Source organism: Streptococcus sp. 23.2 (assembly GCF_016648665.1).
GTDB lineage: Bacteria > Bacillota > Bacilli > Lactobacillales > Streptococcaceae > Streptococcus > Streptococcus salivarius_E.
The window spans coordinates 1-12137 of the sequence record NZ_JACLQJ010000027.1 but is presented as its reverse complement, the minus strand read 5'-3'; the positions used below and the strand labels follow the sequence as shown (position 1 = coordinate 12137).

General features: G+C 41.7%; 10 protein-coding genes. 3 read left to right on the top strand and 7 right to left on the bottom strand.

The features are described 5' to 3' along the window. Positions 1–207 precede the first annotated feature (207 nt). Positions 208–531, top strand: coding sequence for a potassium channel family protein (locus H7T98_RS10015; RefSeq protein WP_048790114.1), 324 nt, complete (start codon positions 208–210; stop codon positions 529–531). Here the strand turns inward: H7T98_RS10015 and H7T98_RS10010 are convergent. The 3 genes from H7T98_RS10010 to H7T98_RS10000 form a co-directional block, all read right to left on the bottom strand. Further along, on the bottom strand, positions 502–783 hold the full coding sequence (locus H7T98_RS10010; protein ID WP_002891204.1) for a protein rep: 282 nt from the start codon (positions 781–783) through the stop codon (positions 502–504). The two genes, H7T98_RS10015 and H7T98_RS10010, sit on opposite strands and share 30 nt — an antisense overlap. A 312-nt stretch (positions 784–1095) precedes the next feature. Then, complete coding sequence (gene uvrC, locus H7T98_RS10005) at positions 1096–2880, bottom strand: excinuclease ABC subunit UvrC (protein ID WP_201061829.1); 1785 nt, start codon at positions 2878–2880, stop codon at positions 1096–1098. 72 nt (positions 2881–2952) lie between these two features. After that, on the bottom strand, positions 2953–3648 hold the full coding sequence (locus H7T98_RS10000) for a YjjG family noncanonical pyrimidine nucleotidase (RefSeq protein ID WP_037600698.1): 696 nt from the start codon (positions 3646–3648) through the stop codon (positions 2953–2955). Between the two features lie 279 nt (positions 3649–3927). Here H7T98_RS10000 and sdaAB point away from each other — a divergent pair, with 279 nt between their 5' ends. After that, positions 3928–4599: an L-serine ammonia-lyase, iron-sulfur-dependent subunit beta gene (sdaAB, locus tag H7T98_RS09995; RefSeq protein ID WP_002891207.1), complete on the top strand. Its 672-nt coding sequence runs from the start codon at positions 3928–3930 to the stop codon at positions 4597–4599. Positions 4600–4611: 12 nt separating this feature from the next. Further along, entirely contained in the window at positions 4612–5481 is an 870-nt protein-coding gene (sdaAA, locus tag H7T98_RS09990; RefSeq protein ID WP_002891209.1) for an L-serine ammonia-lyase, iron-sulfur-dependent, subunit alpha, read from the top strand. 83 nt (positions 5482–5564) lie between these two features. Here the strand turns inward: sdaAA and H7T98_RS09985 are convergent, their stop codons facing one another. The 4 genes from H7T98_RS09985 to H7T98_RS09970 form a co-directional block, all read right to left on the bottom strand. Further along, positions 5565–9479 (bottom strand): GH32 C-terminal domain-containing protein, encoded by a 3915-nt coding sequence (locus H7T98_RS09985; RefSeq protein ID WP_311636655.1) that lies wholly within the window; start codon positions 9477–9479, stop codon positions 5565–5567. A gap of 251 nt (positions 9480–9730) precedes the next feature. Continuing rightward, a complete protein-coding gene (locus tag H7T98_RS09980) occupies positions 9731–10540 on the bottom strand; it encodes a multidrug resistance efflux transporter family protein (RefSeq protein ID WP_311636652.1) in 810 nt (269 codons plus the stop codon). A gap of 164 nt (positions 10541–10704) precedes the next feature. Then, positions 10705–11670 carry an IS3 family transposase gene (locus H7T98_RS09975; RefSeq protein WP_201061825.1) on the bottom strand — a complete coding sequence of 322 codons (966 nt, stop codon included), beginning with the start codon at positions 11668–11670 and terminating at the stop codon, positions 10705–10707. Next, a partial coding sequence (locus tag H7T98_RS09970) for a helix-turn-helix domain-containing protein (RefSeq protein ID WP_201061823.1) occupies positions 11667–12137 on the bottom strand: 471 nt, incomplete at its 5' end. The genes H7T98_RS09970 and H7T98_RS09975, both read right to left, overlap by 4 nt.

Below are 12137 nucleotides of genomic sequence, written 5' to 3'. Positions count from 1 at the left end.
TATATTGTAACTCGTTTGGAGTTTTTTTGTTATGACGGTATAACCTTCGATGCGCACCCGCATAGCGGGTGGTTTATTTGTTTCGCACCTTGGGAGCGAAACGGACTTAAAGTCACATAAAATTAATATAAAAAGTGTCTAAAATACATATTTAGACACTTTTTGTATGCTATAATTTTCATTAACACTATAACAAAGGAGAACCAAATGAAACGTTTAAATACTCTATTTCATATTATAAAAGTTACAGGTTTTACTCAATTTTTGATAAGTTTTGTAAGTTTTATTTTTATTTCAGGAGGAATACTTTTATTAGTTGAACCTCAAATAAGTAATTACTGGGATGGACTATGGTATGCTTTTGTCACATCAACAACAGTAGGTTACGGAGATATACTAGCTACTACTCTAATCGGACGTATTACTAGCGTCTTTTTAACTGTATATGGACTTATTTTTTTTGGATGCTTATCAGCCGTAATTGTCAATTACTACAGCAAATTAAATACATCTAATAATAAAACTGACTAACATATTTCTTAGTAACTGTAAAAAATAATTCTTTCTCTGCCAATTCCAAACGGCTACAATTTCCTGACCTCGCGATACTTCTTGACTATCCTCTCCAGTCTGAACAAGATTACCATCTTCGACATCATCTAAGTCTAATTCTTTCTTGATAGTCTTGAAGAGTTTTCCAAATCCAATCTGTCGTTTCCGATAAAGTCCCTCAAACAAATCACCCGTTATCCGTTCCTTCGTCTCTTCAGGCAAGACAATCACTTGTTTGTCATTCTCTTTCTCGACATCAAATGGATTTTACTAATATTTCTCAAAATTATGAGGCTGGGACAAAAGTCCTAGCCTCTTTATTGTTTTTGGATTGTCGAGCAAGACGCAGTGGTTGAGTGGGCTCTACTACGCTGATTTCATCAGCTTTTACTGCCCTACTCAACTGTGCGGAGGTGGGACGACGAAATCGAATTCTAACGAATTACCGATTTCTGTCCCACTCTCAAGAAATAGAATTCCTAGGAAATCATTGAATTATCAATCACCCTACCAAGTTTTTCTGAGTTACTTGAAAAGTCTAACTTAATTGTTATCATTTAATTTATCTAACAGAGCCTCTGCTACTTTTTCTGGAATGCCAAGTGCTTGGATGTCCTCAACAGTAGCTTTTTGGATAGCTGTCATAGACTTGAAGTGTTTGAGAAGTTTTTGTTTGCGCTTAGGTCCAAGGCCCTCCACGCCATCAAGTTTGGAGCTGAAACTATTTTTACTACGAACTTGACGGTGGAAGGTGATAGCAAAACGGTGAACTTCATCTTGGATACGGTGAAGAAGGAAAAATTCCTCGGATTGCCGTGGCAAATCAATGACCTGCAAGGGGTCCCCAAAGAGCAATTCGTTGGTTTGGTGCTTGTCATTTTTCTGAAGCCCCGCAACTGGGATAGAAAGATTCAATTCATTGCGTAGGACATCCTTGGCCACATTGACCTGTCCTTGACCACCATCCATGATAATAAGATCTGGTGGTGTTAGCCCATCGCGTTTGACACGACTATAACGTCGACGAATGACCTCACGCATGCTGGCATAATCGTCAGGCCCTTCAACCGTCTTAATCTTGTATTTGCGGTACTCTTTTTTATTGGTTTTTCCATTCTCAAAGACGACCATGGCGGATACAGGGCTCGTTCCCATGATGTTAGAGTTATCGAAGGACTCGATGCGAACCGGTGTCGGAATTCCCATGAGTTTGCCTAGATTTTCAATGGCTCCTTGGGTCTTGGCTATATCTTTTTCAAGAAGATCAAATTTTTGAGTCAGACTGACACGGGCATTTTTCGTCGCCAGATTAACCAACTGCTTCTTCTCGCCACGTTGAGGTTTAAAGACCTTGACCTCATCTCCAACTAGAGCTTCGACAGACTCTTGATCAATGTCTCCTGGAATGAAAATCTCCTTAGGCTTGAGATGACGACTATCCAGATAAAACTGACCCATATAGGTTAGAAAATCTTCCTCAGCATCATTATAATAAGGGAACATATTGACATCACGCTGAATGAGTTTTCCTTGGCGAACAAAGAAAACCTGAACACACATCCAACCCTTGTCCACGTAGTAACCGAAGATATCACGGTCCTGCATGTCCTGACGGATAACCCTTTGCTTGGTCCTCAGCGTCGATACTGCCTCAATCAAATCACGATACTCCGCAGCACGCTCAAACTCCATCTGGTCAGACATATCCTTCATCTTGGCCTTAAGCTGATTAACGATTTTATCATCATGACCGTTTAGGAAATTCTTGACATCCTCAACCAAACCTTGCCAATAGTCCTCAGTGGTGTGACAGATGGTATGGGCATTACATTGGCCAATATGGTAATAGAAACAGACCTTGTTGGCGGGATTTTTACATTTCTTAAAGGGGAAAATACGGTCCAACAGTTTCTTGATTTCATTGGCCGCACCAGAGTCTGGGTAAGGACCAAAATAGAGACCGCCATCCTTCTTAACCTGGCGGGTAATCAAGAGCCTTGGATAGAGCTCCTTAGTAATCTTGATAAATGGATAAGACTTGTCATCCTTGAGGCGGATGTTGAATTTGGGCATATTCTCTTGGATAAGATTAATTTCCAAAAGCAGGGCCTCAATATTGGACTCGGTTACGATAAATTCAAAGTCTGCAATCTCAGATACCAAAAGCTCCGTCTTAGTATCATGACTTCCACGAAAATAGCTACGCACACGATTTTTTAGATTTTTAGCCTTACCGACATAGATAATATTGCCGAATTTGTCCTTGTGGAGATAGCACCCCGGGTTGTTTGGGAGCAATTCCAGCTTATGTTTAATCAGATTATTCATGCTTTCATTGTAGCAAAAAAAGAGCTGAAAAGCTCTTAATAGTCATGGGTGAATACAATTTTGAAGAGTGACCTATTTGCTCAAAATTGTCAAGATTTCTTGGTAGTTTTTGACTTGATAGGTTGGAACAGCTGGAGTCTCATTAACCAAACCTTTTGGATTAAACCAAATGCTGTCAATTCCTGCATTATTACCACCTTGAATATCAGCAGTTAGACTATCACCAATCATGAGGGCCGAATCGGGATGAAAGTCATTCACCTGATCCGCAATTTTTTCAAAAAAGTCCGTAGACGGTTTGTGGGCACCCACTTCATCTGAAATGAAAATATCGTCGAAGAAAGGCAAGATGCTTGAGGCTTGCAGACGACCACGTTGGATGTAGCTAACACCATTAGTTGCTGCATAAATCTTGTGACCGCGATTTTTAACGTTCGATAAGAAAGCATGGGCCTGAGGCAACTCCTGCCCCTGTTGGCTCAAGAAATGCTGGTAACGGCCAGCTAAGTGACTGCCATCAACCTCCTGTCCAAAATGCTCAAAAAGACGAGAAAAGCGCGTGCGAAGCAATTCCGGCTTAGTGATTAAACCATGATTGAGATCTTCCCACATGGAACGATTCATGGGGATATAGTGATCCTTGTAAACTTTAAGATCTCGTGAAGCCACCCCAGCCCCTTCAAGAAGGTAGGTCAAAGCCAAATCTTCAGCACGGTCAAAATCTAGGAGGGTGTGGTCAAGGTCGAAAAGCAAATGCGTGTAGGTCATGGTATATCCTTTCTAACTGGAAAATCTTTAGGCTCTATTTTACCACAATCCAGCTACATATAAAGAAAGAAACACAAAAGGGCGACCCGCAGGCCGCCCTCTCAGATTTATGAAAAATAAGTATTGCTTACTTAATAGACTGCTATTATATCCATTGAACCTTAAAGAAAACTTAAAGTCGGTTGTTTTTTTACTATTCCTATAGATTTTTACTTAAACAGCGAATCTCTCTAATTCGTGGTATACTGAAAATACAAGATTAATCAAACGAGGCGTGTTATGAAAAATTTAAAATTTCAATCCGTTTTTGACATCATTGGACCTGTCATGGTCGGGCCTTCCTCTAGTCATACTGCAGGAGCTGTTCGTATTGGAAAGATTGTTTCTGCCATCTTTGGTGAAACACCGACTGAGGTAGAATTTCAACTTTTTAATTCCTTTGCCAAAACCTATCGAGGTCATGGGACTGATGTGGCTCTAGTGGCTGGTATTTTAGGTATGGAAACGGACGACCCTGACATTCCACGCGCTCTGGATATCGCATACGAAAAAGGCATTAAGGTCTACTGGAAAATCAACAAGGATAGTAATGCGCCGCATCCCAATACGACTCGTATTACCTTAAAAAATGATAAAAAAACCATTTCTGCCACAGGTGTTTCTATCGGTGGAGGAAATATCCAAGTAACTGAACTCAATGGTTTTGCGGTCAATCTCAAGATGAATACACCGACTCTTATCATTGTCCACCAAGACGTTCCAGGAATGATTGCCCTTGTCACAGATATTTTGTCGCGTTATGGCATCAACATCGCCCAGATGACTGTTACTCGGGAAAATGCGGGTGAAAAGGCCATTATGATTATTGAAATTGACTCGCACCAGTGTGATGAGGCCGTCACTGAAATCGCTAGAATTCCTCATCTACATAATGTCAACTTTTTCAGCTAAGAGGGGGATTGCATGTTTTACACTATTGAAGAATTAGTTCAACAAGCTGACCGAGATTACCAAGGTAATATCGCCGAGCTCATGATTGCTACAGAGACAGAACTAACTGGACGGGAACGCCCTGAAATCCTAGCTCTGATGGCTCGAAATCTCGAAGTGATGAAAGAGTCTGTTCAGGCTGGTTTATCCCCTGAGAAATCACCAACTGGTTTAACCGGGGGAGACGCTGCCAAACTGGATGCCTATATCAAAAATGGAAAGACCCTGGCTGATTCTGCTGTTCTGGGTGCTGCTAGAAATGCCATGGCCGTCAATGAATCTAACGCCAAGATGGGCTTGGTTTGTGCTACACCAACTGCTGGATCAGCTGGTTGTCTGCCTGCTGTTCTTACAACTGCTATCGAAAAACTGGGCTTAACTGAATCACAACAATTGGACTTTCTCTTCACTGCGGGTGCATTTGGTCTAGTCATCGCAAATAATGCCTCGATTTCTGGTGCCGAGGGAGGCTGCCAAGCCGAAGTCGGTTCCGCCTCTGCTATGGCTGCTGCCGCTATTACAATAGCTGCTGGTGGAACACCTTTCCAAGCCAGCCAGGCCATCTGCTTTGTGCTTAAGAATATGTTGGGACTCATTTGCGACCCTGTAGCCGGATTGGTTGAGGTCCCATGTGTCAAACGTAATGCTATGGGGGCAAGCTTTGCCCTAGTAGCTGCTGACATGGCCTTGGCAGGCATCACATCAGCCATTCCAGTCGACCAGGTCGTTGATGCTATGTATCAGGTTGGTTCAGCTATGCCAACTGCCTTCCGTGAAACTGCTGAAGGTGGCTTAGCAGCAACTCCGAAAGGAAAAGCACTCGCAAAAGAAATTTTTGGATAATTTTTAGTAGAAACAAAAAAACTTAGAAGCTTTCATACTTCTAAGTTTTTTTCTTCTTACATAGCCTTTTCAACGTTTTGATTTTAGCTGAATAGCCATTTTGTCAAAAAGTGCCATGTTTCTTTGGCAATACTTGCAAGGAAGGTTGATAGACTAAATTTGTTAAATGTTTTTAGGAGATTGTCAACTATTGGAGCAATAGTCTTAGGTGTTTCCACTGGAGCCTTACTTTCTTCTTGCTTACCAGTATTATCCTGAGAAGGATCTAGCACTGTGTTTGTACTGTCGTGACCATTATTTTGTCCTGTCGGTTCAGGCTCTGGAGCAAGCTCAGGCTGATGCTCAGGTTCATCTGTTTTATTTTCTGGATTTGGCTCTGGACTAGGTTCTAGCTGAGGATCAGGTTTAATTGGTTCGTCAGTAGTGTCACTGCTTGTGTTTGTCATTTTTTCAGTAACGAAGAAGTTTTGGAATTCTACTGAGCCATCCCAAAGACCAACACCTACATGGGCTTGATTGAAGTAATTATCCACAGCATCAAATTGATGATGGAGCACTTCCTTGCCATCGACATAGACTGTCATGGTGTCCTTGCCTTTCACAACCTTGACATGGTGGTACTGACCGTCATTGATAGCCTTATCCAAGTGAGCTTCAGCGATGGTTTCACCACCAAAACGGAAGAGACGAACAGTGTCGTTGTCAGCAAATTGGACAGAGTAGGCACGACCTGGTTCTTCACGTTCCGCAGCTACAAAGAGGTTGACCAAACCATGTTGGTATTTGACATCGATATCATAGTCAAATTGCTTGAAGCCATTACTTTCATAGGCCATGAAGAAGTCATTGGCACTGACATTGCTATCGTAAAGGGTATCGTCATCAATATACCAATCACCAGTGACAGCTTTCAATCCTTTAAGGTTGGTCGCAAAATTGTTGAGCGTAATGTCAATATTAAAGGTCTTGGTCAATGATGGGTTTTCAACTGAAGTTGCTGTGACAGTGAGATGACCTTTGTGAAGAGCTTTGAGAGAAAGTTTATTGTCATGTTCAGTATAGGACACCAAACTTGGATCACTAACTGTCCATGTCACATCTTGCTCTTCAGAAGCCGGTGCGAGGTAAACCTGCAAGTCCTTACTTTGTCCAACTTCAAGAGCCAAATGACCTGCAACTGTGGTGTTCATAGCAACAGCCTTAGTGACTTCCTTCTTGTCAGTCCAAGTACTCTTAATCGGATAGATAGCAATATTTGCTTTGGCTGGACCACCTTCAACCAAGACACTCGCTCCAACGGCTCTTGGGCTTGGGAAAATCTGATTAGCACCAGCTACCGTATTTCCCTTAGCAAAGACTTCTACACTAGCACGGTCCACATAAAGATGCAAGTCAATAGAACCATCTTCATTGCGAGTCACTTGTTGGCTATTAACCTTAGCAAAGGCATCTGAAAGGATAGTACCAGATTGGCTACGATCAATAGACAAAGTTTCCTTAGTTAAATCGTAAACGACTTTTGTAGCTTGACCATCACCGACGCGAAGATTAAAGCCAACTGCTGTCGTTTCCTTACCTGGTACAAAGTGAGAAACCACTTCATAAGTGTCACCTTTGAAATCTTTAAGTAATTCGTTATCAGAAGCCACTGTGACATTTTCAAAATACTGGGCATTTTCTGTGTCACGAAGGCTTTCGTAGGCCTTAACAGGGGTTTGGGTCAAGAGATAACGGTCGCCTGATTTAACCAAACCAAGGTCAAGGTTAAGGTTAAAGGTACCATTAAATTTTTGACCTACAGTATCTGCAACCAGATTGCAATAATCTTCCCAAGTGTTCATCCAGTTAATTTCAGTCAATTGTGGGATGTTTGGATGGTCTGCTGTCCCAAAATCATGAACATAATAAGTCATAGCAGCATAGGAATCCTTACCAAAATTCATGGTTTCGTCATGGTCTTGGTAAACATCATCAGCTACAAAGGCCCACTTGCCATCCACTTGTTTAAAATCACCAACCTTGTAAGAACGACCGCCACGTGAGAGGACCCACTTGAGTGCGCCATCATTGGCTACAATCGGATAAAGGTCAGGACATTCCGTATGCAAATCCTTGTAGGTTGTTTCCACTTGCCAGTTCTTCAAGTCTGGTGAAGAATAAATGCGAAGTGGACCACCTGCAAGGACCATAAACCATTGGTTATCCCAGCGGAAGACCTTAGGGTCACGGAAATCTTGGTTTTGAAGGGGATCCTGAGACCAGTCGGCAACTACCTTGTCATATTTTTGCCAAGTTCTCCCCTCGTCCTCACTGTAGGCAATTTCAATCCGTTGCCCATTACCATTTGAAGTGATAATAGCTACCAGACCACCTTCCGGAGATTTGAAGAGGCCTGAGCTATTGGTACTATCAACCACGACAGAGCCTGAGAACATGTGACCTGTCGCATCTGGGTAAAAGGCTATAGGCTCTTCATCCCAATGAAGCAAGTCTCGGCTGGTCGCATGGGCCCAGTGCATTGGCCCCCATTTGGTATCATCGTAAAATTGATAGAAGAGATGGTAACGTCCCTTGTAAAAGACCAAGCCATTAGGGTCATTAGCCCAACCATCCTTGACAGAATAATGATACTGATCACGATAAAGCTCGTTGTAATACACATCATCACTCTGTCTGCGGTGGATATTAACACGATAAGTCAAGGTCACAGGACGGCCAAGCGAATCAGTCATACTACTTTCAATAATAAAGTAATTGGCACCTACAGCCACTGGCAATTGTGAAATATCTGTGTAAACATTTCCCTTGGCATCTTCTACCTTGATAACAGCATTTGGATTATGCTTAGTGATGTCAAAGCCTACTGTCTCTGCATTGTGTCCCACATATTGGATATGGAGTGGTTCTTCAGAGAAGAATTGGGCTTGTTTTTCAACAGATCCTGTTTTTGAGGTCACAACAAGATTGTCAATCAAAGGAAGACTGGCATCATCAAGATTAACATAGCGGGTGTTTTTGAAAATGACATTGGCATTCCAATTAAGAAGTCCAAAGTAACCTTCTGGAAGGACTTGAGGTTGACCCTTATCACTTTTTTGAAGAACAGCGTCGCCTGTACTTGCGACAAGCACATCATTGACATAGTAAGAAAGCCACTGATTAGCCGCAACTACTCTAAGATTGTAGGTTTCATCGGCAGTTGGTGTTACATCTTTTTCATCTACAAGTTGAATATCATGATTATTGACCCAACGCCAAAACTTAACCTTATGGTTACCAGAGTCTACGTTGACCCCGTACATATTTTTATCGCTACTATCATTGTTACCACGGAAAATGAGGGCAGCAGCACCACCAGCTTCCTTGAAGGTCACATCTGTTGAATAGATAAAATTCTTGCCCTCGGATTGAGAATAAAGGAAAGAGTCTCCCTTGTCTTTAGCTTCTGAATGAATACCGTCAGCCTGCATTTCCCAGTGACCATTTTGGTCTGCGGTCATCCCTTCTAGATTGGTAACCGCTTCATTATTAGGCAAATCCGTTTTTTCCGCTGTCACATGAACAGGACTGGTGCTATTCGTTACAACTGGAGATTGTTCTTGATTGGTCTGATTCAAATCGGCTTCTTGCGTTTGGTTAGTCACTTTCTCAGCCTCGCTAGCCTGTGTTTGTACTTCTTTTGACTGGTCAGGGCTAGGCTGAGTGGGATTCTCTTGAGCTGTTTGAGCAGATTCGGAAACAAGAGACGGGCTCGGCTCTACCACTTGGGGGACTTCCTTGGTCGTGCTAGGAGCAAGCTCCGCTTGAGGGGCAACTTGATGGTCAGTTTGAGCTACCACTTCTTGAGGTGTTGGGCTCACAGTTGCCTGTTCCACTTGGTCCGCATAGACAGGACCAGCCAGGGCCAAACCTGCAAAGCTTACCAAGGCACAGCCGTAGACCCAAGTCTTCCCACTTTTACGCATAAACCAATTTTTACAAACAGTATCATTCATGATTCTTCTCCTTCTTTAGAGTAACATTAAATGTTATCTCAGTTTTCATGAAAATTCAAAGTCAATACATTCGCCTTTATTAATAAGCCTGTCAAAGTTTCCGGAAATATCTCTAGGATTTACATTAAAACGGTAAACGCTTACTTTTAATATCATTATAGCACTATCGTCTGAAAATGTGGCATTTTTCTATAATATTTTTAATAGAAATAAAAAACTTCCGAATTTGCCATTCGAAAGTCTCATACTTATGCTTAATCTGAGCCTGTTAGCAGGCTATTTCCAATAATACCAATAGTTACAATAGCAATCCCAAAGAATCCCAAAAGGCTAGGTAGACTATCTCCGAGGAAGAGGCAACCACCCAAGAGGGTAAAGAGAACTTCACCAGCCTGAGTAGCCTCAACTACTGCCAGTTGCTTATGGTTATGCTTAACTAGATTAGTTGCCTCGAAGAAAAGCAAGGTTGCGACAACCCCAGAAAAGACAGCTACAATTAAAGACTGTAAAATCTGTCCACCTGATGGAAGCCCAGCATCTGCTACAGCAAAAACTGACAAGAGCAACCAAAAAGGCGTACTCATCAAGGTCATCCCAAACACGCGCTGCGTCGTTGAAAGCTGATCCTGCTTACAGTGGACCATCATCTTACGATTGCCCAAAGGATAGGCAAAAGCGGCCAGTAAAATCAAAAGACTAGCACGGACCACACCGCTACCAAGACCACTACCAAAGTAAGGAATCTGGATGAGAATAATCCCTAAAAGGATAACCAATGTCATAAGCAGTTGCTTACCAGGTACCCTCTGCCCAAATAGAGGCGTCAAGAGCAGACCAGCTAGAATGGTAATCTGCCAAGTAGCCGCCACAAACCAAGACTCGCCATAAATGGACGCTAGAGACAGCGGTCCATAAAAAAGACCAAAACCCACCGTACTCCAGACCAACCAGGTCAAGGGTTCTTTCTTAATGGCAGACAGAACACCTGCCAGCTCACCCTTACGCCAGGCCAAAACAGCCAGCATAGGCAAACTAAACAAGTAACGTAGACTAGCACTCCACACCCAGGACCCACCCGAAAGATTCATACTACGGTTGAAAATAAAAGTAAAAGCAAAAAAGAGAGCACCCAGAATGATATGCCCCCTGTCAAGTAGACAGGTTAAATATCTAAAAAAGTGTCTGTTTTTGAAGGTCAGTCGTACATAATAAATGTACGGCTGTTTTTTTATGCAGACCACTTAGACTTGTACTTTTCAATTTTGTTATTCTTAGCGATTGGGTATGACAAAGGATGTTCTGATGATAAGGCAGCGTTTCTTACTGCCAAAGGCGTTTTACAGTCATACCTACTTTGTGGACGCTCTTGACAGTAAAATCGGATATAGTCTTTGATGGCATATCGGAGGGAGGCCTCATCTGAAATCTCATATATCTGATACATTTCCGATTTTATAATTCCCCAAAAACCTTCTATTGGTCCGTTATCAATACAATGGCCTACTCTTGACATGGATTGAATCACATCAGTATCTTTCAGCTTTTTTTGAAAGTTCTTATTGGTATATTGAAACCCTCTATCGCTGTGAAATATAGGCTTCGCTGCGGGATTTTTTTCAATGGCTTTGTCAAATGTTTTGAAGACCAGCCGATTGTCATTTCGACCACTTATGACAAAAGCAATAGGATAGCGGTCATATAAATCAAGTATGACACTAAGATAGAGTTTCTTATGAGAGTTAGGAATCTTAAACTCTGTAACATCTGTTACCCATTTTTTGTTCGGAGCAGTTGTATAGAAGTTTCTTGCCAACTTATTTTCTGCAGTTTCTTTAGGCTTGGCAGTCTTGTATTTTTTCCTTTTCTTACGGATAAAAGCGTGGATATCGAGTACTTTCATAATTCGGTGAATTCTCTTTCTTGAGTAATTCGTATGATTGAAATGATTGATCCAATCGGTCATTCTTCGGTATCCCAAGATGTGTGAAAAACGTTCGTCATATTCTTTAATTAATTCCGCAATTTCGCTGTTTAATTGTTCTTGTTCTGGAACTATTCTATGTTTCCATTTATAAAATGCAGACCTCGTAGTGCCGAGCTGATGACACATCCAGCTAATGCTCCACCCTTTATTTGTGTTGAAGTCTTCAATCGCTAAGTATTTTGATTCGTGGCGCTGTTTGCCTAGCCTCACATCCTTCCGAATTCTTTCACTTTTTTTAAGAGTTCAACAGTCATATCCTTTTCTTCTAACTGACGTTTTAAGCGCACATTTTCTCTTCGTAAACGTTCTAATTCATCAACCTCATCATCTAGTTTGTGATGACCCCTTTTGTCAACTAAACCTTCTTCACCATCACTATCATACTTTTTCACCCACGAATACACTTGGCTATAAGAAACATCATAAAGTGATGCCGTTTCCTTATAATTGCGATTATGTTCAATACAATAGTTGACAATCTCTTTGCGTTCATCAATAGTGGTTTTACGTCTTGCTTTTGCCATATAGACCTCCCGTTTTGGATTGTAATCCTTAAGTTTTATATTGGCATTATACATCCTAATCCACTTTCTTAAAAGTCCTGAAGAAATATCATACTGATGACCTAAATCAATAGATGAAGCCTCACCACTAATACATTTTTCTACAAGTTCCAT